The organism is Granulicella rosea, assembly GCF_900188085.1.
GTDB classification, from domain to species: domain Bacteria; phylum Acidobacteriota; class Terriglobia; order Terriglobales; family Acidobacteriaceae; genus Edaphobacter; species Edaphobacter rosea.
Window position 1 is genome coordinate 1 of the sequence record NZ_FZOU01000014.1, and the last position, 24,328, is coordinate 24,328.

A 24,328-nucleotide genomic window follows, 5' to 3' on the forward strand; every position below is an offset into this window, starting at 1 on the left:
AGCTTCATGAAGCTGACGCCGCGGCTGCAACTGCTCGACTGGTTCACGCCCACCAATCACTTCGAACTCGACAAGCACGACAACGATCTCGACTCCTCCGGCGCCACTCTGATTCCCGGCACGCATCTCGTGCTCGGCGGTGGCAAGGAGGGAGTCCTGTATACGCTGGACGCCCGCCATCTCGGGCATCTGGGCGATGAGCACGCGATCCAGCACTTCAAGGCGACGGCCTCGCATCTGCATAGCCTCGTCTTCTGGCACAGCGCGAAGGCCGGCGACCTGCTTTACATCTGGGGGCAACGGGATAAGGCCAAGGTCTACAGGTTCGACGGGGACAAGCTCGGAGAGACGCCGTGGATCATGCGCGACATCCCAAACCAGGGGCATCCGGGAGCCATGCTGTCGCTCTCCGCGAACGGCGACAAGGACGGCATTCTGTGGGCCGCGATTCACGCGACAGGGGACTCATGGCATGAGTCGCGGCCAGGAATTCTGCACGCATACGATGCGAACGATATCCGGCGCGAGCTTTGGAACTCGCTCGAAACGCCATCGCGCGACGACTGTGGCGAGTACTCCAAGATGGCGCCGCCGACGATCGCCAATGGACAGGTCTATCTCGCCAGCTTCGGCTCGGAGAATGTCGGGACGGGTCAGTTCTGCGTCTACGGTCTGCTGCCGACGCCGGACGCCGAGAGGCTGGCAGCTCCGGCCGGCGCGAAGGCGTCCGTCGCGAAAGGCATGCTGACGCTCACCTGGAATCGAGTCGAGGGAGCGCGGATCTATCGCGTCTCGCGCAGCAGCACGCTCGAGCCGGAGGAGAAGACGATCGCAACCGGACTTACGAGTCTCTACTTCACGGAACCCGCGCCCGAGCGTGGAGAGTCGGCGCACTACAGGATCGTCGCGGTAGGGCCGAACGGTAGCAGCGAGAAATCGCCGGCGGTGACGGTAACGTCGCCGAAGGTCAAGCCGATGGAGCCGTGAGATGTCGATCCCTCTCGCGCAAGAAATTTGTTTCCTGAAAATTGCCGAGATATCGTTGTCATAACCACTCAAAATTCACATGGGAAACTGAGGGGCCGGTCCATCCTTCGTTACGATCCGCATGTGGGAGCGTGTACCCTGAAGCTGTCGCGATTCGCGGACCTGTAAAGAGGAGCAAAAGTATCAGGATGGATGCAGAGCTAAAATCGCCGTTCAACGAGGATCGTGGCGCGGGCTCGCTCCTCGGCGAGCTTCGCCTCCTCATCCTGAGCGGGCGGCAAAAGGCGCTGCGCTCGGTCGACGTCATCCAGGTGCAGACCTGCTGGGAGATCGGCCGCCACATCGTCGAGTTCGAGCAGCACGGGCTCGCACGGGCAGACTACGGCGCGGCGCTGCTCCAGACTCTCTCAGCCGCGCTGACCGCGGAGTTCGGACAGGGCTTCCGTGTCTCGAACCTTCGCTACATGAGGCAGTTCTATCAGGCGTTTCCAATTCATCACGCACTGCGTGACGAATTGAGCTGGACGCACTATCGCACCTTGCTGAAGGTCGAAAGTCCCGCCGCCAGGCAGTGGTATATGGACGAGGCCGCCGCACAGGGTTGGACGACGCGCGCGCTCGACCGCCAGATCGGCACGCTTTACTACGAGCGGCTGCTCTCGAGCCAGGATCGCAACGCCGTCGAGCAGGAGGCGAAGGAGCGCATCGCCTCGGTCGCCGCCCCGCGGGACTTCGTCCGCGACCCCGTCATGCTGGAGTTCCTCGGCCTGCCCGGCGTCGGCCGATTGCTTGAGGCCGACCTCGAGCGCGCGCTGCTCGACCACCTGCAGGCGTTTCTGCTGGAGCTGGGGCGCGGCTTCGCCTTCGTTGGAAGGCAGGTCCGCATCAGCAGCGAATCGAAGGATTTCTACCTCGATATGGTCTTCTACAACTATGTCCTGAAGTGTTTCGTCCTCTTCGATCTCAAGGCGGGCGAACTCACGCATCAGGACATCGGCCAGATGGATATGTACGTGCGCCTGATGGACGACCGAAAACGCGGCCCGGACGACAACCCCACGGTCGGCATCATCCTGTGTACGCATAAGGACGCCTCCATCGTGCGCTACTCCATCCTTCATGAAAACGAGCAGATCTTCGCCAGTCGTTACAAGCTGGTGCTTCCGTCGGAGGAAGAGCTTCGCGCCGAGCTGGACCGCGAACGCGAGATGCTGGCTTCAAGGCCCGCCGAGTAGCCCTGTGACATCGCGGGTACCTCGGCGACCGTTCGGCAAATACCCTCTCGTCCGCGGCCTTCAGGGCCGATACTGGAAGAGGAATGTCTCTGCCCGGAACTCAGAAGCTCATCCTGCCAGGCTTTTGCGCTGGCCTCATCCTCGCCGTCGGCCTGATGGTGCATGCCCATCCGCCGACGGAGGAGCAGCTTCGTGCCGACGCCCAGCCGCACGCGGCGTCTCTCGATCCAGTCCGCGTGCTCGCCGCATCCGCCCCCGCCCTGCCTGCGGATGCGCTTACCGTCCCTCCGCCGCCGAGGTTCAACCGCACGCATCAGCCCCTCGTGACGCACCGGTTCTGGGCCGCGAAGAACTGGTTTCCGTTGAACCGCACCGACTCCGGCGGCGCCTACACGATGTTTCCCGAGCCGCTCGCCGTACAGACGACCGAGACCGGCCTCCTGATCGGCGCTTCGAACCAGATCACGGTCGAAAAGAACTTCTTCGTCCACCCGATACAGCCCGACTTCACCATCGGGGCGCCGGGTCTCAAGGCGAAGCATGTGGATGTGACCCTCGCCACCGACCGTCTGGTCGAGTTCGACTTCGGCCCGCTCCGCACACGCGTCGGCCGCGGCATGCCCTTCGTCTACGTCACCGCCGGGAACGACGCCGAGGTGACGCTCACCTTTGTCGCGCCCCCGCACATCTTCTCCCGCGGCGCCACCCGGCTCGGCGTCGACATCGGACAGAACCGCTACGGACTCTTCTGCCCCACGGGCGGAAGCTGGTCGGAGCGCACAGATGCGGCGGGGAAGACCGTCTTCGCCTGCGCCCTGCCCGCCGGCCGCCACTACCTCTCCGCCGCGCTCCTCACCCAGGAGTCCGACCTCGAAGAGTACAGCCGCTTCGCCTTCGCCTTCCCCACGGCCACGCCGCTCCACTGGGCCTACAACCGTTCGAAGAGCGAGGCCACGACCAGCTTCAACGTCGAAACCGAGCAGAAGGAGGGCGCCGCCGCAGGCTTCCTGCAGGCGCTTTATCCCCATCAGTACACCGCGCTCGACACCCCCAGCGGCCTTGCCGAGTCGAGCTACATCTCGGCCCGCGGACCCATGCGCGTCTTCGAAGGCAGCTCGTTCACCACCGTCAACACCTTCCACGGCATCCTGCCGTTCCTGCCTCTGCCGCGCGAATTCGACACAGCCGGCGAGGCAAACCTCATCCGCCAGTCGCTCCACAATCCCGCCGACTTCGCCGCGCCCGACACCTACGGACAGGGCAAGAGCTTCGGCAAGCTCGCCGAGCTCCTGCTGCTCGCTCAAAACTGCGGCCAGACCGGCCTGGCGCATGAGATCGCCGGACAGATGAGCCAGCACTTCGCGCAGTGGAGCGGCTCCCGCGAGCAGAGCCTGCCGCACTTCCGCTACAACCCCGACTGGCAGACGCTCATCGGTTACCCCGCGTCCTACGGCAGCAACACCCAGTTGAACGACCATCACTTCCACTACGGCTACTGGATCGACGCCGCCGCGAAGCTCGGTCTTGCCGATCCTGCCTGGCTCCGCGATCCCGGCAACCGGGCCTTCATCGCCGAGCTGACGAAGGACATCGCCAACATCGACCCCGATGATACCCGGTACCCGGTACTTCGCAGCTTCGACGCCTACGCCGGTCACTCCTGGGCAGCCGGCGCCGCGCCGTTCGGCGACGGTCAGAATGCCGAGTCCAGCTCCGAGGCCATCCACGCCTGGGCCGGCCTCATCCTCTACGCGGCCGAGATCCACGACGCCCGCCTCGAAGACGCGGCGGTCTGGATGTACACGCTCGAGACCACCGCGGCCGAGAGCTACTGGTTCGACGACGGCCCGGTCCGAACCTTCCCGGCGAACTTCACCCGCACGCAGATCGCGAACGTCTTCGACGGCAAGGCCGACTCCGCCACCTGGTTCGGCGCCGATGGCGCCTACGAACACGGCATCCAGTTCCTGCCCTTTACGGGCGCCTCGCTCTACCTCGGACGGCATCCCGCGTACGTGCGGCGCAACCTGCGTGAGGTTACCGATGAGACCCACGGCCACATCGCCACAGCCTCCGACAAGTGGCCCGATCTCCTCGAACTCTACCAGGGCTTCTACGATCCGAAGGCCGCGCTCGCCGATCTTCGCAACACGCCATACGTCTTCGACGGCGAGACGCGGGCGCACGAGCTGGCGTGGCTTTCAAGCCTGGCGGCGTATGGCCAGGTCGACTCCGCGACTTTGGCCGACGCGCCCTTCTACGCCGTCTTTCGCAATGCCAGCGGCGCAAAGACCCACATCGCCTTCAATCCCGGCGAGACCCCGCTCGTGGTCCACTTCTCCGACGGCGCCAGCCTGAAACTGCCCCCTAGGTCCATGAGCGCCGAAGGCAGGCTGCTGCAGATGCCGTGAGCCAATGGAGAAGATTTTCGCTCATTCAAACAAGACGCATATCCTTCGCTGTGCTCAGGATGACAGGCGTCTGTGGCAGCATACTTCTACTGGCCCGTCCAAACGCTTGTTATCCTGACATCTGCTGGCCGATCCAACCTCTTGTCATCCTGAGCGTAGCGAAGGACCCGCGTCTGGCTTTGGCTGTTGCTTGCTCTGGCCTCAAGGCCTCGCCCGCTCCAGCACCGGAAACACCGCCCACCCCGGCCAGGGCCGCAGCGACTCATCCAGCAGCCCCCATGTCGATTCGAAGTCGCGCCAATGCTTCTCCGGGTTGTCGATAGCTTCAAACACCACCGCCGGCGGTCTCCCCGGCAATCCCTGCCACGCGCTCCAGAACTGCGCCTGCAGCTCGCGCGAGAACAGCAGCTCCCGGTCGTGGCGCGGGCCCAGCGGACGCGGACTCGTCCCTCCACCCGGCATGCCCAGCTCGCGAATCAGCACCGGATGCCCCACCGACGCCTTCAGCTCGTTTGCCCGGTCGCGCGTCCACGACGCAGCCAGCGCCGGATCGACGATATCCGTATCCCAGACGACATGCACGTTCGCCGAGGTGAACTCCCCGAAGCTCGCCGCCGGCCGTCCCTCCGGCGTGCCGTAGAACCACCACGGCTCGGTCGTGGTCATCTCGACCGGCTTCGCCCCGCGCGTGCGCTCCCGCAGTTGCAACCGTGCCGCGCCGAGATCGGAGAGGGCGTACCGCTTCTCCGAAAGACCCTCCGAGCCGATCGACACCGCGAAGGCCATCGCGCCGTGCTGCTGCGCGAGGATGCTGGAGATGGTCGCCAGCTCCGGCTCGGCCTTCGGGTCCCAGATCGTGAAGAGCACCGCGCGAAAACCCAGCTCCCGCGCGATGGCCACCAGTGCGGCCGTGTCCGAAGTCGTCTGGTAGAGCGACAGGCCGTCGAAGCGCGTCCGCAGCAACGCAAGCTGATCCCTCAGCACGCGATGCGAAGGATCCTGCAGCACCGCGCCAACGGGGGAGTAGGCGATCATCCGCGCCGAAGGGTCGGCGATGTAGCCGCGAAAATCCGTGCTTGCCGGAGCAAGTTTCGGCTGACGCCGGCAGCCTGAGACCCCCAGCAAAGCGGCGAGCGCCAGTAAAGCCGCCACACCCAGCGCAGCCACGCGGCGATCGTGCCGCATCTAGTGTCCGGTCCTGCTGGCGTCGACCGCCACGCCGTTTACCTCAAGCGTCTGGTTCAAGACGGCCTGCAGGTTGATCTGCGCGCGTGCGAGCGTGTTGCGCGCCGTGATCTCCTGAATCCGGCTGCGGTCGAGCGCGCTTTGCACCGCATAGAGCCGCGTCGGATCGGAGGTTCCGAAGTCGAACATCTTCCTCTCGGTCGCGAGATTGTGCTCCATCAGCTTGCGCGCGCCGACGCTCAGGTCGTACTGGGCCTTCGCCTGCCGCAGCGCCAGCGCCGACTTGATCGTCTGCAGCCGCACGCCATTGCGCAGCGACTGCCGCGCGATCTCCCGCTGACGCAGCTCCACCTGATCCCGCGCCAGGTCCGACTGCGCCGCCCGGTTCACCAGCGGCACATTCAGTTGGAAGCCTACCTCGTAGTCCGGGAACGCGCCCTGCGCGATCTGGCTCAGCGCCGACCCGAAGTTGCCGACGAACTTCCGGTCCGTCGCGGTCTGGATATTCGCCGGCGCCAGCGGATTCAAACGCCCCGCCAGACCGTTGCCCTGCACCAGGGCGTAGACGTCGAAGACCGGCCTGACCGCATTGCGCGTGCCCTGCAGACTCAGGCGGGCGTTCTCGAGCGCCAGATCGGCCTCCTTCATCTCGACGCGCGCCGCAACCGCCCGGTCGCCCAGCGTGTTGACGTCGGCCGTCAGCAGCGCCGGGTCGACGGCGCTGAAGTCGTCCGTCAGCTCCAGACGCGCGTTGACGATCCTGGGATCTTCAAGCCCGGCATGCGTCAGCACGCTCTTCAGCGTCGCCTCCTGCTCGGCGATCTGCGCGTCCGCATCCGTCAGCGCCTGGTGGTTGCCGTCCACGCGTATCTGCGCCTGAATGACGTCCGACTCCGCCGCCAGCCCCAGGTCCAGCCGGCCCTTCGTCTGTTCCAGCACATGCTGGTCGCGATCCACGGCCTCGGCCAGCACGCGCCGCTGCGCCACGAACGAGATGAGATCGTAGTAGAGTCCCTGCACCTCGGCGACCGTAAGAATCAACTGCTGCTCGAAGACCGAATCCGCCAACCTGGCGTTGTTCTTCGCAATATGGATCGCCCGCGTGTTCGTCTTCCAGCCAAACCCCTGCAGCAGGTGCTGGTCCACCCGGAAGAAGGCGTTCGCCGCCAGGGACGGGTTGATCGAGTCGTACGGCGCGTTGCGGCTGGTGCGGATGTCTTCGAAGGCCGCCGTCAGGGTCGTGCCGGTCAGATAACCCTTGCGCAGCCCGGCCTGGTAGTCCTGAATGTGGCTGTCGAGAAAGTTCGTGCCCGTCACCGTCAGGTTGGCGAGCGGCAGTTGGTCGGCGACGATCCGGCCCGTCGCGAAGAACACCGGCTCGGTGTTCGGAATCTGAGAGCCCGCAAGCTGCACGTTCAGTCCGCTCAGGAGCGTGCCGCCCGGCGCGCCGGTACCCTCGTAGCCGAAGGGCGAGGCGGTCGCCAGCGTGCCCGAGGCGCTCGACGCGCCGGGGTTGGTGTTGCTGGGCAGATTGCGCAGCAACTGGCCGGAGCGCGCCCGCGCAAGGTCCGCCCGCGCCATCGGGTTCAACAGCCGCACCGACTCCACGTCGAGATTGTTCTCCACCGCCAGCGCGATGGCGTCCTTCAGCGATAGCCGGATCGCCCCGTCCGAGACCAGCAGCGCCGCGCGCTCCGCGTCGCCCATCGAATCGGTGAACTGCATTGGTTCGAGCGTCGTCGCCCTGTAGTTGAAGGCGTACCGGCTGAAGAGCGAGTCGAACCGCGACGGAGCGTTTGCCCCAACCCCGTACCCGGCGGTCGCCGTCTTCGCGGGCGCCGGGCCGGCGGGCAGCGCCGCCTGCTGGCCGCGCGCCAAACCCGCCGCGCCGCAGAGGAACGCAGCCGCCAGAACGTTGACTTTATGTGTATTCGCGCTCAACTCAGGATCCTCCGGGCGAGCACGTACATGGATTTCAGGAAGCCGCCCTGTGTAACGGCGTGCCGGAACCGTGTGCTGTCGTCGCTCGGCCGCTCGACGCACACAATCAGCGCCAGGAAGATCAGCCAGAAGTCGAAGATCGAGAACGCCAGCACCTGCGGCGTGTTGGTGTCCCACACCAGCCAGCGCGGGCCGTACGGCGTCAGGTTCACGAGCATTCCCAGAATCGTCAGCGTCAGCAGCGCCAGAAAGCCGCGCACGGCCTGCCACTGAAAGACGTACTTGTCGCGCGTCTCGCCCTTCAGCGTTACGCGGAAACGGTGGCCGAAGGGATGGATCAGGCCGCGGACGATGGTCGGAATGAAGTAGAAGATGCCGACAATGCGGCCCAGCTCCGAGACGATCGGCACCACGCGCCGACCGGTCAGCCAGTAGAGCACGATCATGCTCAGCGCCATGCGCGGCACCATCATCGTAATCAGGTGGCCTACCTCGGCGTTGAACGGCGGAATCCCGGTCCACCAATAGATGCCCGGCGCGGTCAGGATCAGGAACGGCCAGAAGTAGCTGAGATAAAAGAGGATGGGGTCGAGAAAGAACAGGCGGTCGAGCAGGCTGAGGCCGCGCGCGCGCAGCGGTCCGCCCGGCAGGTACAGGCACTGCAGCGTCCCCATCGCCCAGCGGCTGCGCTGCCGGATGAAGCCCGCGAGGCTCTCCGCCGCCAGCCCTTCGCTCAGCGTCTCGTTCAGATACCGCACCGTGTAGCCCGCCGCGCGCAGCAGGTACGACGAGTACAGATCCTCCGTGATGCTGTCCTCCGGAATGCCGCCGATCTTATCGAGCGCGCTGCGCCGCACCAGAAACGAGCCGCCATAGCAGAAGGCGTTGTCCCAGGTATCGCGGCCCGGCTGCACGATGTCGGTGAAGACGCGCTGCTCCTCCGGCCACGCGTCCTCGCCCTTCAGGTTGTACTGGATCGGGTCGGCGTTGGTCAGGTTGCCGGGCGTCTGGACGAGCGCGATCTTCTGGTCGCGCATGAACCCGACCGTGCGTTCGAGAAAGTGCGGATAGACGACGAAGTCCGCGTCGATCGAAAGGATGAACTCGCCCGAGGTCTGCGCCAGCGCATTGTTGACGTTGCCTGCCTTATATCCCTTGTTGCCGTCGCGGCGAATGTAGCCGACGCCGCCAGCCTCGCAGCGCTGACGCAGCCACGGCCGGTCGCCGTCGTCCAGCACATAGATCTCGAGGTTCTTCCAGCGAAGCTGCTGCGCGGCATAGATGCTGCGCTCCAGAATCTCCCAGCCCTCGTTCACCGTCGGAATGAAGACGTCGACCGTAGGGAAGACGCCCGAAGCCATCAACTGCGCCTCGCGCTGATTGGCCTCCTCCGTTCGGTCGGAGAGGCGGATGAAGAGCAACATCTGGAAGCTCAGTTGGAGAACCGCCACCAGTTCGGCGATGAAGACGATGCCGCTCCAGAAGAACTGGAGCGTGAAGCCCGCCGCCGGCAGCGTGTCCGAAAACCGCCAGAGCTCGTACCGCAGATTGAAATAAACGACGATGAACGCGCCGATCGCCCGGACAAACGGCGCCTTCCAGGGCAGCATCGGAGCGATGATCAGCACCGCAACCAGAAAAATCAGATATCCCAGAAATCCGGGAAAGAGGTCGATCAAGAGGTACTCCTCAGCGGCAGCTCATACGGTGCGAGCTACATGCGTGTGATCCAGAAATAAATGCTCGCCCGCAGAGGATGTTTCGAACCCGGGAACAGAACCTTGGCCGACTGCCCGATGTACTCGGCCCTGCGGTCGACCGGATCGAGCTCGATGCTCACGTGGTACTGGTCCGGGTGGACGGCCTGCAGGTCGATTGCGTTGACCTCTTCATCCAGCCGGCGGCGGCTCGTGCCCTCGAACGAGGTCACGCGGCCGCGCAGCTCCTTGCCCATGCCGTTCAGGTAGACCAGCGCGATATCGCCGATGGCGAGTTGCGGCCCGTACCGCCGGTCCAGCCACACCTCGACGTGGATCGAGTTCGCGTCGGCGATGCGGAAGAGGTCGTCGCCCTCCTGTACCGCCTGACCGGTCGCCACCGTGCGGGACCAGATCGTGCCCGAGACCGGGCTGTAGATCGTCGTCCGGGCGCCCTTCACGGGTTCGCCGTTCGCGCCGGTCACGGGTGTGGGGAGTCCGTCGCTGCCCAGAAGCTGGTCGTCGAGCGCCGCCTTCTCCTCGCGCAACCGGTCGACCTGCGCCGCGGCGTTGTCGCGCGCGCTCAGGAACGCGGGCGTCTTGCTGGGATCGAGTACGAAGCCGGCCTTCACATCGGACGCCTGTTGCTTCAGCCGGCGCAGGTTGGCGCCGCGCGTATCGGCCTCACTCTGCGCCGCGTCGGCCTTCTCCGTCGCCTGGTCCAGCATCGGCCGCGAGATCAGGTGCTCCTTCAGCGCCTGGCGGTTGCGTTCGAGGTCATCGGCGGCCGACTGCGCCCGCTTCTGCGCGGTGTCGTACGCGGTCTGCGCCTCGCGCACCTGCAGCGTCAGGTCCGCGCCCGTGTGCTGCATGTAATCGTTGTACATCTTGTCGTAGCGAGCCTTCTCCAACTGCGCCGCAATCAGCGATGCGTTCAGCTTGGCGGACTCTTCCTTCAAATCGCTGCGCCGGCGGGTATCGCCAACCGCCTCCGCGTGCAGCATGGAGGGCGCAACCGTGGTCGTCGCCAGCACCTGGTTCGTCACAACCGAGTCGCCGGTCTCAAGCCTGACCTCGCCGACCTGCCCTTCGATCGGCGCCTTCACCTCCGACAGACGTGCGTTCACCACGGCCTGCGTGCTTACGGGGACCACCGAAAGCGGAAAGAGCGCCGCCAGCGAGACGACCAGCAGCGGAAGCGCGACCAGGAGCCGGATCAGACGCCAACGCACCGGCTCGTTCGGCAACTGGGTGGGCGTCGGCGGCGCCGAGAGTCGTATCTCGTTGTCCGCGGCAAGCTCCTGGGGCGGCGACTCAATGAGGTTAGACATGGTTCTCCTGAGGGACAGGCTTTCTGGATAAATGGGTAACCACCTCAGAAGACCGCATGGAATCCCTTTCGTCAATAAACTTTTGGTAACTACCGGTCTGGGTCGTATGGCGACATTCGGTGAGTTGTCCATCCGGAATCGCTGCTCGGGTACGTCTTTTCACGCGGCTCCGATAGAATCGCCGTGGGAGCGATCGAAAACCGGTCACTGGCCGGAAGCGACGAGAATCTGTACCTACACTTTTGCTTTTGCGACATCTAACCCAGAACGGAACGGCACACAGGAGGTTTCATGCAACTGGCAATGGTAGGACTCGGTCGTATGGGCGCGAACATGGTGAAGCGGTTGGCCGCCCACGGGCACACCTGCGTCGTCTTCGACCGGTCGCAGCAGGCCGTCGACGATCTCGCGAAGACTCCGGGCGTCACCGGCGCAACCTCCATCGAGGACATGGTCGCGAAGCTGGAGCTGCCGCGCGCCATCTGGCTCATGATTCCGGCTGGCGTGGTCGATCAGACCATCGAGCAGATCGCCCCGCACCTTGAAAAGGGCGACATCCTCATCGACGGCGGCAACTCGTATTACATCGACGACATCGCCCGCGCCAAGGTGCTTGGTCCCGGCGGCATCGAGTACGTGGACGTAGGCACCAGCGGCGGCGTCTGGGGGCTGGAGCGCGGATACTGCATGATGATCGGAGGCTCGGAGGCGACGGTGAAGCACCTCGACCCGATCTTCAAGACGATTGCGCCCGGCGTCGGCAATGTGGACAAGACTCCCGGCCGCGCGCCCGGCAAGGGCACCGCCGAGGAAGGCTACCTGCACTGCGGCGGCAACGGCGCCGGTCACTTTGTGAAGATGGTTCACAACGGCATCGAGTACGGCATGATGGCCGCCTACGCCGAGGGTCTGGGCGTGCTGAAGGCCGCGAACATCGGCAAGCATGTGGGCGAGATCGACGCCGAGACCACCCCGCTGCGCGATCCGGAGCACTACCAGTACGACATGGACCTGCCGGAGATCGCCGAGGTCTGGCGCCGCGGCAGCGTGATCGCATCGTGGCTGCTGGACCTGACCGCCTCCGCGCTGATCTCCGATCCGGAGCTGTCGAAGTTCGGCGGACGCGTGTCGGACTCGGGCGAAGGTCGCTGGACCATCAAGGCGGGCATCGACGAGGGCGTGCCCACGCCGGTGCTCACGGCTTCGCTCTACGAGCGCTTCAGCTCGCGCGGAGAGGCGGACTACTCGAACAAGCTGCTCTCCGCGATGCGGTATGAGTTCGGCGGCCATTTGGAGAAGCCCAAGGACAAGTAGCGCGATGGTCTTCGAAGGGCAGGCGCCACTTCTTCTCCGACGTTCCGGGAAAGCAGGGCGCCTGCCAGCTTCATGACGAGCGCTGTTCTTGTTCGAAGATCCTTCGCCAAGCTCGGCAGGACAGGCATTTGGAGTGGGTGACGTGCGTTTCGTTCACTCGTCCGTGGAAGATATTTAGGTGTGTGTATTGTTGATGACGTTTCGTTTGCGCGGTATCTTCGGGGCCGTTTGTTTCGCGGCGCTGGCCTTCACGGTTGGGGGGCATGCCCAACAGTCCAAGCTGCCGGTGGCGAACGACGCCTCGGATGCATGCCCCGCCGCCGCGGAGACCGGCGATACGACCTATCCGATTCGCAAGCTGGCCTTTGAAGCCCTGAGCGCGGGCCGTCAGGCGGAGGCTCGTCACCTGATGCGCTGCGCGCTGCATGTCAATCCGTCCGATCTGGTGGCGTTGCGACAGATCGTCTACATGGATCTGAATGCCGGCGACGAGAGCGGCGCTGTCGAGGACATCGACGCGCTGCGCGGGATGAATGCGAGCACGCCGACCTTCGAGGCGCAGGAAGGCTACATCCTCTTTCACCAGAAGAAGAACGAACAGGCGCGCGCCGCCTTTGTCCGCGCCATGGCGGGCGACGATGCGTTGATCCGCGAGCATGCCCGGCAGGCTATCGCGGTGATAGACGCACAGTTTCCGAATCACACGCTGGAGATCGCGGTCGACGGGCAATATCTGAACCGCTTCGACGATGGCGTGGTCGACGCCTATGCCCGGTACTTCGAACGCGTGGGCGGCAAGGACTCGCCGATCCGTGCGTATGTGGGCGCACGTCTGCTGCGCGACACGGCCTCGCAGAACGGACCGCTGCCGCAGATCTTCTCCGACAACGCCTTTCTCAGTGGCGTGGGGCTTGCCTATCAGCCGCAGGGCGCGCACTACTTCGTCTCGACCGAGGCGAATGCAGCCTATGCGCTCTATGCCGGACGCAACCATACGGCGGCGGTGATCCCCGACTTTCGCATGGTGGCCGGTTACTACAACCTCTTCCGGCCCGGCGCGGGCTCGCCGCTGCATCGGCTTTCGGTGCAGGCGAATGGTTCTGTGGGCTTCTACTCGCGGTATCAGGACAACATCATCGCGTACCTGCAGCCGCAGGAGACCTACGACCTGACGACCGGCGCGCTGCGTATCTCGCCCTTCTTCCAGCAGAGCTTTGCCTTCGACGTCAACCAGCAGTTCTACAACAACATCGCCGAGATGATCCCCGGGGTGCAGTTCTCGCTCGCGCGGTTTCCGGGCGCCGCGCTGCGGGCGGAGTATGTGCGGGGCTACTACCTGCCGTTTCACACCAACTCCGTCAATCCCTACGGCTCGGAGTACAACGACATCCGCGTCCGCCTGACCTTCGACAAGCTCTTTTTCCTGAAGCACAGCGACCGGGGTGAATCGGCGGTCGAGCCGCCCGCCGGAGGCCCGCATTGATCGCCCTGATGTGGGTGCTGGCCGTGCTGTATCTCTTCGGCGGCCTGAACGACGCTTTCCTCGACCTCGTCTTCTATGTGAAGCCGTTGCGCCGGCTGATCGGACAGGGGCGCGAGAATCCCACCTGCGAAGAGGCGGAGCTGCACGGCATTCCGGAGAAGCGCATCGCCATCATGGTGCCTGCTTGGGACGAGTCGGCGGTCATCGGCGCGATGCTCGAGAGCACCTGCGACCGGCTGGAGTATGAGAACTACGACATCTTCGTCGGCACCTATCCGAACGATGAGGCCACGCAGATGGAGGTGGCGCGCGCGGCCTTCGACCGAAAGCACATCCACCGTGTCGTGTGCCCCAACGATGGGCCTACGAGCAAGGCCGACTGCTTGAACTGGATCGTCGAGACCATCAAGCTGCGCGAGCGCGAATCCGGCGAGCGATACGAGATCTTCTGTCTGCAGGATGCGGAGGACGTCGTGCATCCGCTGACGCTGAAGGTCTTCAACCGCTTCGTGCCGGAGTACGACCTGGTTCAGCTTCCCGTCATTCCGTATGAGCGCAGCCTGAACAAGCTGACCGGCGGCACGTATCTGGATGAGTTCGCGGAGGTTCACCTGAAGGGGTTGACCTCGCGCCTCGCGGTCGGCGGCATGGTGCCTTCGGCGGGCGTCGGCACGGCCTTCTCGCGCGCGGCGTGCGATGAACTTGCCGAGCAGACGAACCACATTCTCTTTCCGCCGGTCTCGCTGACGGAGGACTACGACTTCTCCTTCCGGCTCTTTCGCAACGCACGCAAATCGGGCATCGCGGAGGTGTGGGTCGATCGTACCGACGCCAAGGGCCGCTACATCAAAGAGCTCGTCGCCATCCGCGAGTTCTTCCCGGCGATCTTCGGCGACGCGGTGCGTCAGAAGCAGCGCTGGATGCTGGGCATCGCCTTCCAGGGCGCGCAGAAGCTGGGTTGGGGAACGGGCTGGCGCGAGCGCTACATGCTCATGCGCGACCGCATCGGCGTGCTGACGAGCATCCTGAACCTGGGCGCCGCGTTCATCTTCTTCGAGCTTTGCTTCAACATCGGCTGGGGGCTTGCGCACCATCTCACGTGGTCACAGAGTCTGCCGCCTTACTATCCGCACCACGCGCTTTCGCTGATGATCGACGCGAACCTGATCCTGCTGGTGAACCGCATCTTCCAGCGCGCGCGCTGCGTGGGACAGATCGCCAGCCGGCGCCAGATGCTGCTTGCGCCGGTGCGCATCGTGTGGTCGAACATCATCGACTTCTACTGCACCTATCATGCGATCCGGCGGTTCACGCACTCGATCTATTCGGGCAAGCCGCTGAAATGGCTGAAGACGGCGCACGAGTTTCCTAACGTGGAGGCGCTGCTACAGCGGCATCGTCCGCTGGGCGACCTGCTGCTGGAACATCGCTTCATCTCGCCCGTGCAACTGCGCAAGGCGCTCGGCATTCAAAGCCGCACCACTGATCGCAATATGCCGCTGGGGCAGATTCTGCTGGCGGAGAGCGCCATCACGAAGGACCAGCTTCTGATGGTGCTCAACCTGCAACGTCAGTCGCGTGCGGCGATGAACGAGGCGACCGGCGCGGATGCACGCGCGGCCTTCCCGGCGTCGCACCTGGCTGAGATGGACCTCAGCGCCGATCTCCCCTCGGGCCTGCGCACGATCTATACCGAGTCCGTGCAATCCGTCGTGCCCGCTGCGGTCGAGATTCCCATGCAGCCGGCCGCTGCACCCGCAGCGACCTTTACCACGGTCGCCCCGGCGCGGCTGGCCTCGGGCGAGATCAAGATCTTTCCCGTCGCCACACCTGCGCCGCCGGCCCATCCGCCGGAGTTCGTGCATGCGGCGCCTCCCACGGAGCCGGCCGCGGTGCCGGTCGTCGCCATGCCGACCGTGGCGAAGCCCGCCGCGCAGCGCCCGGTCACCTCCGTCAAGCCGCCAACGCCTGTTGTGATTAGCATGCAGCCGCCGGCGCCCGCTCCGGCACAGTCGAACGCCTCGCGCGAACATCTGCGCAATCCACGCACCGCCGTGACCCGCATCGTACCTGCCGCACCCATTGGAAAGAGGTTCTCCGTGCTCCACTCCGTCGCGTCCAAATGGACTCCCACCATGCAGAGCCGCCGCTTTGTCGTGGCTATCGGCACACGGCCCGAGGCCATCAAGCTGGCGCCGGTCATCCGCGAGTTGCGGCTTCGCGCGGAGATCATGAAGGAGCCCGATCCGGTCTTTGTCTGCGCGACCGGCCAGCATATGGATATGGTGAGCGACGCGCTCTCGCTCTTCGGCGTCAGGGTCGATCGCAACCTCGCGCTGATGACGCCCGGCCAGTCGCTGGCCGCCATCTCCGCCCGAGTACTCACGGCCTTCGAGACCGTGCTCGCGGAGATCCGGCCGGAGTGGGTCATCGTGCAGGGCGACACCGCAACCACGGCCATGGCCGGACTCGCCGCCTTCTATGCGGGCTGCAAGATCGCGCACATCGAGGCGGGGCTGCGCACCAACGATCTGCGCAACCCGTTTCCGGAGGAGTTCAACCGGCGCATGGTCGGCATCTTCGCGACCGTCCACTTTGCCGCTACCCCGATGGCCCGGCAGAACCTGCTCCGCGAGGGCGTCGCGCCACGCACGATCGTCGTGACCGGCAATACGGGCATCGATGCGCTTCGCCGCAACGCCCAGCGGCTCGGCATCTCCTTGCAGGGTCAGCCCGCGAATTCCGCGATCGGCACGCGGCCGCTGCGCGTTCTGGTCACGGCGCATCGCCGCGAGAATCTCGAGCAGGGGATTGAAAATCTCTGCCGCGCCATCCGCGCGCTGGCGGCGAATCATCCCGGACGCTACCAGTTTGTGTGGCCTCTGCATCCGAACCCGCAGGTCGGCGAACGCGCGCGGCATTTTCTGCGCGAGACGTCCGGCGTCGCGCTGACCGGGCCCGCCTCCTACGACCGCCTGCTCGAACTGTTGAACGACTGCGACCTCGTCATGACCGACTCCGGCGGCATCCAGGAAGAGGCGCCATCGTTCGGCAAGCCGGTGCTGATTCTTCGCGAGACGACGGAGCGTCCGGAGGGCGTGGAGGCAGGCGTTGCGTGGTTGGTCGGCACGGAGCCGACCCGCATCGTCGCGGCAGTCGAACGGCTTACGCTGAGTTTGCAGCAGCTTCGCCCGAAGGCCAATCCGTACGGAGATGGACACGCCGCGGGCCGGATCGCGGACTTCTTCGCTGGGCTGCCCGTGCAGGAGTTCGGCGCGAATCTGGACTCGTTCGAGCGTGCCGGCGAAAATCCCCGGTTGGCCGTGGCGGCTCGGACTTAAGGCAAATTTCGTTGAGGTATACGGCGACCGCGCTCAATGTTTGTCAACCTGAGCGTCGCGAAGGATCTGCTTTGGCCTTCGTTCTTGCTTGTTCCTGGGACGGGCGCGTCTACCAGATGTAGCTGGCGACGATGCGCGGCGGCCCGGGCTTGCCGTCGATGATCTGCGTCTCGACGATGGCCTCGAAGTTCTGGTTCGAGCGGGGAAGCAGGTTGTTGCGCTTGAGGTCGGCGAGGTAACGGTCGTCGGTCAGCACCCAGCTTGCGGCGACGGTGCCGTTCTCGCCGATGCCGGCGGCGACGACGACCAGTTGCTCGGTGGTCGAGTCGTGGAAGCGGGCGACGATGCCGTAGTCGTGGCTCATCTTGACGAACTGATCGGCGGTGTTGATGCTCCAGCGGCGATGCTCCGGGTCGGTGCGGTCCTGGATGGTGTAGTCGTCGGTCGAGGTGCGGACGAGGTGAAAGCGCAGCGGATCGGTGATGCGCATCGTCCACGGATTGTTGAAGCCGGAGATGAGGACGACCGGCCCTTTCTGCAGATCGGAGAACGAGGTGCCGGTCGAGGACTCGAGCGTGCTCGTCTTCGAACGCGCGGAGAGCACCTGCTGAATGCTGGACAGGGCCGTCGCGTCCGAGACCGCGATGGGATCGGAGGCAAGCGGATGCCCGCTGACGGTCGAGGGCGCCGGGGCGACCGCGCCGCCGTTCACCATCGCCACCACGGAGCCGACCGAGATCAGCACCGGACCGTTCGCATCGATGACCGGTTGCCAGAAGAGATCGGTCGCGGTGGTCCGGTGCAGGCGCGGCGCCAGGGCGGCGGCAACGGCCAGCACCAACGCCACGGCCAGACCGAAAGAGATCCTTCTCCATACTCCGGCGGTCTCGTCTGGGATCGCCGAGCGATCAGCCGGCTGCGCCGGAACGGTGATCGTCGCCGGGGCGAGGGCGATGTCGAGCCGGGGTTCGGTCTTGCCCTCTGTAAGGGCCGGGGCGTGTTCGGCCGCGGAGTCCGCCAGACGGAACTCCGGAATGTAGGAGCCGGGACGAAGTTCGATGCGGAGTTCATCGCGGTGATCGGGCTCGTAGTAGTACTGGGCGAGCCGCTTGCGCACCTCACCGGCGGTGACGCGGACGACCGGATCGGTGTTCAGATCGTAGTCCGAGGCGCGGCCAAAGGCCTCGAGTCCGATGGTGCGTTCCTTTAATTCGTCGCCATGACCGCTGATCGTCTTGCGGACGACATAGTCCAGAAAGATGGGGTAGCGACGGCTATGACTGAACAGGGGACTGCTGCGCAGCCGGCCAAGCTGACGCTCGATGATCTCGGTCGAAATGCCGTTGATTTCCGTTTCCATATCTCAATACGACCTGACTGCCAGCCCGATGAAAGGTATCATACTCCCCCATCGGGGTTCGAACTGAATTTGTAAGATGCACATTGCAAAAGACTTTTATGGAAATTGAAGGTCCATGCAGTAGTACACCTATCCGATCGTCGTTCCATGTCCGTAGTGTGGCTCTCGCTCTTGTACAGCAGTTTTTCGAGCGCTCTATATAAGGATGATCATGTATTTCGCACCTCGCACGAACCATACCAGACCGGCTCTGCCGCTCCTTGCGCTGGCCTTGATCGTGCTTTCGCCGGCCGGCATCGCGCAGCAGCAGACCTCGGGTTGGAAGCTGGTCTGGAGCGACGAGTTCAACGGTACCTTGGGCGCCGCGCCGGACGCAAGCAAGTGGAAGTTCCAGACCGGCGCTGGCGCCGCGGTCGCCGGGAACGATGAAGCAGAGGTCTACTGTGCGCGCGAATCGGCGCCGCCCTGCCGGGCCGACCAGCCGAACGCCTACCTCGACGGCAACGGCCACCTTGTCCTCGTCGCGGTTCGGACCGGCGCCAGCATCACGGTGGGGGCGAAGAAGGTCGTCTCGCCGGTCTACACCTCCGCCCGCATGACCAGTGTGCAGAGCTTTCGCTATGGGCGGATGGAGGCCAGCATCCGGATTCCGGCTGCGGGCAAAGGCGTCTGGCCGGCGTTCTGGGCGCTGGGCCAGGAGAGCGGCGGCGTCCACTGGCCGGCGGTGGGCGAGATCGACGTGATGGAGCAGTGGAACCCGATGCCCGGCGCGCCGGACAAGATCGATGGAGCGACCATTCACGGAGCGGTTCATGGCCCGGTGACGCCGGGATCGGAGACGGGTTTTCTAGACCAGAGCGCGGACTTCGTCCTGCCGACGTTGCCGTCCGCCGGCCTGCACCAGTACGCGGTGGAGTGGGCTCCGGGCGAGGTGGACTTCTACGTCGATGGGTCGCTCTACCATCGGACGTCGGTCGGCTCGATGACCGGCAAGGAGCTTTGGGAGCAGGATCGCGGGCCGTTCAACCTGCTGCTGAACCTGGCGATGGGAGGCGGCTTCTTCGGCTATCCGGATGCGACGACCGGCGCGACCCCGACGATGGTGGTCGACTATGTCCGGGTCTACCAACCGGCGGAGAAGCTGCTGGGGCCGGGATGGTCGAACGCCGATATCGGCGGGCCTGGCGAGGCGGGTTCGGCGGTGCTGCGCGACGGCGTTCACACGGTGGCGGGCGGCGGCGCGGGGATCTCCGGTCGATTCGACCAGTTTCAGTTTGCTTACAAACCGCTGGCGGGCGACGGGGAAGTGACCGCTCATGTGATCGACCAGAGCTCGAAGGTTGCGCAGGCGAAGGCTGGCGTGATGCTCCGCGAGGGCCGGGGAGCGGCGGCGCCGTACGCGATGGCGTTCGTCTCGCCCGATGGCAGCGTACACTTTCGCTTTCGGACGACGCGCGGAGAGATTCCGGGCGAGGTGCTGTACAGGGGCGCGGCTGCGTGGCTGAAGGTCGGGCGCGTGGGCGATGTCTTTACAGGCTACGTCTCGGCCGATGGAAAGAAGTGGGAGGCGATCGGCAATGCGAAGCTGTTCGTGAGGCACGATCTGATCGCTGGAATGATCGCGACGTCGCGCGATAACAAGGCCGCCAATACCGTGCGCTTCGACCATCTCGACGTGACGCCGACGGATGCGGCCTTCGATGGCGAGGCCGCTCCGCTGCCTGGCGTCGTGCAGGCGGAACGCTTCGATACCGGTGGCGTGGGCTATACCTTCAGCGCCGAGTTCGGCGAGGCGGGGCCGCAGATCGAGCGCATACCCGATGCGGCTGGAACCGAGGCAAGCGCTGGAGGCTACACCCTGCGCGGTCTGAAGGCCGGCCGATATATCAACTACTCCGTGAACGTCGCCAGGGAAGGCGACTACACGATCTTCGTGCGGGCGGCTTCGGCGGGCGCCGGCGGCACGCTGCACTTCAACCTCGACCAGAAGCCTCTGTCGAAGCCGTTCGTGCTGCCCGATACCGGCGGGGAAGACCAGTGGCGCGAGGTCAAATCGCCCACGGTTCACCTGGCCGCCGGCCAGCATACGCTCGCCCTGGTGACGGACACCGCCGGCGCATCGGGCGTGCTGGCCAACATCGATCTCTTCGCGGTTCGTCCGCAATAGCCGGGCCGGCGATCGCTCACCATCCGTTCACGATCTTCGCAACTCACGCTTCAACCCCTGTATGGAGGCAATTGCAATGCGCAACTTCAACTCAACACTCAGCCGCTACCGCGCCGATAAGCAGCGCGGACCGGGCTCCCTGGTCAGAACGGCAGCGCTTGGACTGGCTGTGCTACCCATCGCCTGTGCGACTCTGGCGCCAATCATGGCATACGCTCAGACCACCACGGCTACGCTCAGCGGCAATGTGGTCGACGATAGCGGCGCCATCGTTCCGGGCGCGGATGTAACGCTCGTCAACGCCGGCAATGGCAGCGTGCGCAGCACGAAGAGCAACTCCGGCGGCTCGTTCGTCTTCGCCGCCGTACCCACGGGCGACTACACCGTGACGGTCAAGTTCAACGGCTTCAAGAGCAACGTCATCAAGGGCATCCACCTCAATCCGCAGGACACGCAGAACCTCACGAAGATCATGCTGCAGGTCGGCGAAGTGACGCAGGTGATCGACGTCACGACCAGCGATGCGGGCCTGAGCGACTCCGGAGAGCGCAGCACGCTGATCACGGCCAAGGACATCGCGAAGCTCTCGGTCGAAGGCCGCGATGTGGGTGAGTTGGTGAAGATGCTGCCAGGCTTCGCCATTGCGCAGACCTCGGGCGCGATTGACAACACGGCGTACGATCCAGGGCAGGTGAGCGTGACGGGCGCGCTGCGTTCGTATGCGGCCAACGGCAACGCGGCGAACGGCGTGACGCTGCTCTCCGATGGCGCGAACGTATCCGACCCCGGCAACTACGGCGACTCCACGCAGAACGTGAACTCCGACATGGTCGAAGAGGTGAAGGTGCAGACCTCGAACTTCACCGCCGAGACCTCGAACGGTCCCATCGTCGTGAATGCCGTCGGCAAGTCGGGCACGAAGGACTTTCACGGCGCGCTCTATGCCTATGCGCGCACCTATCAGTTGAACGCGCAGGACTGGCTTTCGAAGTACGAAGGACAGTTGAAGCCAGCCGACCGCTATGTCTATCCGGGCGGCAACATCAGCGGGCCGCTGGTGATTCCCGGCACGAACTTCAACCATGCGAAGAAGCTCACCTTCTTCGCGGGCGCGGAGGACTACGCGCAGCGCAACATCTATGCCTATGGCAGCGCGTCGCAGGCCATCGCGCACGCGCTTGTGCCGACAGCGGCGATGCGCAAGGGCGACTTCAGTTGCACGTCGTTGCAGGCCTATCTTGGCTCAAGCATCATCAGCGGATGCAATGCGAACGGATCGTCGACCATCGCGAACGCCTCCTATAACAACATCGCCACCGTGCCGACGCAGACGCGCGATGCGCATACCGTTGGCAATGGACAGATCGCCTCAACCTACTTCGATCCTGGCGCGTTGGCGCTGCTGAATACGCTGCCCCTGCCGAACAGCGCGCCGTTGAACGGCTTCAACTATTTTCAAACGAACCTCGTCAACAACAACCTGTGGCAGGGACGCACGCGCGTGGATTACTCCTTCTCCGAGAAGGTGAAGCTCTTCGCGACGTATAACATCGAGCGCGGCAGCCAGGGCGTTCCGGAGGTGCCCTACTACTCGCCCTCGCAGACGGCGCCCATGGGCGGCATCGACACGCCGGGTGGCGGCTTGCTGAGCACGGTCAACTCGCAGACCGGCGGCCTCAACCTTACCGTGATTCTTTCGCCGCGCATGACGAACGAGCTGCAGGCGAACATGACGTGGCTGCACCAGGCCTTTGTGCCGAAGACGCCGAGCGCCTTGTTGAAGACCACCATCGGCTATCCCACGTCGTACTACGGGCTCTCCGATCCGACGACGGGCAAACCCATCAGCAACAGCACGCAGTTCCCGCAGTTGAGCGACTACGGCACGGATGGTCTGCCGCTGAACCTCGCGCCAGACTTCTCCGTCGGCGAGCCGTATGCGAGGAAGACGCTGCCTTCGGTCGCGGATAACTTCACCTTTGCGGTGAAGTCGCACACGCTGAAGGCCGGCGCCTATGTGCAGAAGGTCATCAACAATCAGCGGCTCTCGTCGGCGGTGTCGAGCACGAGCGGCCGCATCGCGAACTACTACTTCGGGTCGACCTTCCAGGATCCCGATGGCACGACCGTCTTCACCAGCGGCAACTACCTTGCGAACTTTCTGCAGGGCATGGTCGAGCAGTTCAACCAGCAGAATATCGAGCCACAGCAGAACCTCTACTTCTGGAATATCAACTGGTACGTCACCGACTCGTGGAAGATCGTCCCGCGCCTCACGGTCGACTACGGCATCCGCTTCGAGCACCTCGGCCCCTGGCAGGACGCGCATGGGCAGGGAATCGCAGTCTTCGATCCAACCACGGCTGGCAATCCCAATGCGGCCCATCAGGGTTACACCTACCACGGCATCGATAAGACGGTTCCCAACTCAGGCGTAGCCGCGCGCTTCGCCTTCTACGAGCCGCGCGTGGGCATCGCCTTCGATCCCTACGGCAACGGCAAGACCATGATCCGCGGCGGTTGGGGCATGTACCGCAATCATGACAACTGGAACGTCATTCAGCTTCCTGCCGCGCAGGCGCAGGGGGTAACCGTCACCAGCGTCTCCGGCGGCGCGGGCATCGACCTGAAGCAGATCGGCGCGAGCAACGTCTCGGGCACGGTGGGCGCGGGCAACTTCAGCTCCGGCTCCGCGTCGGCCAACAACTATGTGGTCGATCGCAACGATAATGAGCAGCCGCTCACTTATACCTATAGCTTCACGGTCGATCAGGAGTTGCCGAAGAACGTACACTTCGAAATCGCCTACACCGGCAACCAGGGACGCTACCAGACCGCGCAGAATGTGAACAACCTCACGCTCTCGCTGCAGAACATCAACCCCGTACCGCGCGGCGCGTTCTTCCAGCCCGACCCGGTCACCGGTGCGGTGACGCCGCTGGGCGCCATCGACAGCCTGAGCACGGCGCAGGTCAACGACTATCGCCCTTACAGCAAGCTCGGCAACATCTACGAGCCGCGCCACAATCTCTACTCCTACTACAACGGTCTGCAGACCAGCCTGAACAAGCAGAGCGGCCACCTGAGCTACGGCGTCAACTATACGTGGAGCAAGGCGCTCGGCATCAAGGATGGCTTCTACAACGGCAATGCCGTCGACGCCACGAACCTGCGCAACAACTATGGCGTGCTCTCCTTCGACCGCACGCACATCTTCAACGCGAGCTACAGCTACGATGAAGGCGCGCCTTACAAGGGCGAACGCGTGTTGCGGTATGTGCTGAACAACTGGGCCGTCTCCGGCATCACGGGTCTACAGAGTGGACCGAATCTGCAGGCGACGTACTATGCGAACTTCAACCTCGTCGGCAAGCTCGGACCCAGCGGCGGCACACAGTTGAATGTGGACAACAAGACCTTCCTCGGCACGCCGGACGTGCAGTTGCAGCCGCTGACTACCTGCAACCCCGGCCAACACACCGCGCCGAATCAGTTCGTGAACGGCAACTGCTTCCAGCTTCCGCAGATCGGGCAGAACGGTCCCTTCAACTATCCGTACATTCATGGGCCTGCCTTCTTCAACAGCGACCTGACTCTGGCGCGCAACATACCGATGGGTGAGAAGCGTAACCTGCAGTTTCGCTTCGCGGCGTTCAACTTCCTCAACCATCCGCTTACGAGCTTCTCAACCTCCTTTCCCCAACAGGTGCAGCTCAATCTGAGCAACCTCTCCTCGACCGGCTACACCGCAAATCCCGCGACGGCTACACCGGCGCCGGGCTTCGGCGTGTCGACGATCAAAGAGGGCCGCCGTGTTGTAGAGATCGCGGCAAAGTACACCTTCTAAGCCATACCACCGAAGATTTGAGGGATCGA

The 24,328-nt window shown here is 64.4% G+C and carries 12 protein-coding genes and 1 pseudogene; 8 read left to right on the forward strand and 5 right to left on the reverse strand.

Translation table 11 applies throughout. From position 1 onward, the window contains the following. The 3 genes and pseudogenes from CHB87_RS22395 to CHB87_RS20820 all read left to right on the forward strand — a co-directional run. A pseudogene (locus tag CHB87_RS22395) lies at positions 1 to 987 on the forward strand (hypothetical protein); the annotation flags it as partial. Positions 988 to 1,175: 188 nt separating this feature from the next. Next, entirely contained in the window at positions 1,176 to 2,222 is a 1,047-nt protein-coding gene (locus CHB87_RS20815; RefSeq protein WP_089410385.1) for a PDDEXK nuclease domain-containing protein, read from the forward strand. Between the two features lie 83 nt (positions 2,223 to 2,305). Then, the gene (locus CHB87_RS20820; RefSeq protein ID WP_089410386.1) at positions 2,306 to 4,633 is read left to right on the forward strand and encodes a glycosyl hydrolase; all 2,328 of its coding nucleotides are present in this window, start codon (positions 2,306 to 2,308) and stop codon (positions 4,631 to 4,633) included. 201 nt (positions 4,634 to 4,834) lie between these two features. Here CHB87_RS20820 and CHB87_RS20825 read toward each other — a convergent pair whose 3' ends face one another. The 4 genes from CHB87_RS20825 to CHB87_RS20840 are packed head-to-tail and all read right to left on the reverse strand — an operon-like array spanning position 4,835 to position 10,787. Beyond that, positions 4,835 to 5,818 (reverse strand): hypothetical protein, encoded by a 984-nt coding sequence (locus CHB87_RS20825; RefSeq protein ID WP_089410387.1) that lies wholly within the window; start codon positions 5,816 to 5,818, stop codon positions 4,835 to 4,837. Beyond that, entirely contained in the window at positions 5,819 to 7,759 is a 1,941-nt protein-coding gene (locus tag CHB87_RS20830) for a TolC family protein (protein WP_089410388.1), read from the reverse strand. Further along, on the reverse strand, positions 7,756 to 9,438 hold the full coding sequence (locus tag CHB87_RS20835; RefSeq protein ID WP_089410389.1) for a glycosyltransferase family 2 protein: 1,683 nt from the start codon (positions 9,436 to 9,438) through the stop codon (positions 7,756 to 7,758). Before CHB87_RS20835 ends, CHB87_RS20830 begins: the two co-directional genes overlap by 4 nt. 35 nt (positions 9,439 to 9,473) lie before the next feature. After that, entirely contained in the window at positions 9,474 to 10,787 is a 1,314-nt protein-coding gene (locus CHB87_RS20840; protein ID WP_176441901.1) for an HlyD family secretion protein, read from the reverse strand. Between the two features lie 291 nt (positions 10,788 to 11,078). Between CHB87_RS20840 and gnd the strand changes: the two genes are divergently transcribed. From gnd to wecB, 3 genes are all read left to right on the forward strand, one after another. Next, positions 11,079 to 12,101: a phosphogluconate dehydrogenase (NAD(+)-dependent, decarboxylating) gene (gnd, locus tag CHB87_RS20845; RefSeq protein WP_089410391.1), complete on the forward strand. Its 1,023-nt coding sequence runs from the start codon at positions 11,079 to 11,081 to the stop codon at positions 12,099 to 12,101. 193 nt (positions 12,102 to 12,294) lie between these two features. Beyond that, positions 12,295 to 13,584, forward strand: a complete 1,290-nt coding sequence (locus CHB87_RS20850) for a tetratricopeptide repeat protein (protein WP_089410392.1) — start codon at positions 12,295 to 12,297, stop codon at positions 13,582 to 13,584. Beyond that, positions 13,581 to 16,925, forward strand: coding sequence for a non-hydrolyzing UDP-N-acetylglucosamine 2-epimerase (gene wecB, locus CHB87_RS20855; protein WP_089410393.1), 3,345 nt, complete (start codon positions 13,581 to 13,583; stop codon positions 16,923 to 16,925). Before CHB87_RS20850 ends, wecB begins: the two co-directional genes overlap by 4 nt. A 109-nt stretch (positions 16,926 to 17,034) precedes the next feature. On the opposite strand, the gene CHB87_RS20860 is transcribed toward wecB, so the two are convergent. Then, positions 17,035 to 18,285 carry a hypothetical protein gene (locus CHB87_RS20860; RefSeq protein WP_089410394.1) on the reverse strand — a complete coding sequence of 417 codons (1,251 nt, stop codon included), beginning with the start codon at positions 18,283 to 18,285 and terminating at the stop codon, positions 17,035 to 17,037. Positions 18,286 to 18,496: 211 nt separating this feature from the next. On the opposite strand from CHB87_RS20860, the gene CHB87_RS20865 reads away from it, so the two are divergent. Both CHB87_RS20865 and CHB87_RS20870 read left to right on the forward strand, forming a co-directional pair. Beyond that, positions 18,497 to 20,452 carry a family 16 glycosylhydrolase gene (locus tag CHB87_RS20865; RefSeq protein WP_089410419.1) on the forward strand — a complete coding sequence of 652 codons (1,956 nt, stop codon included), beginning with the start codon at positions 18,497 to 18,499 and terminating at the stop codon, positions 20,450 to 20,452. Between the two features lie 205 nt (positions 20,453 to 20,657). Further along, entirely contained in the window at positions 20,658 to 24,299 is a 3,642-nt protein-coding gene (locus CHB87_RS20870) for a TonB-dependent receptor (RefSeq protein WP_176441902.1), read from the forward strand. Positions 24,300 to 24,328: the final 29 nt, after the last annotated feature.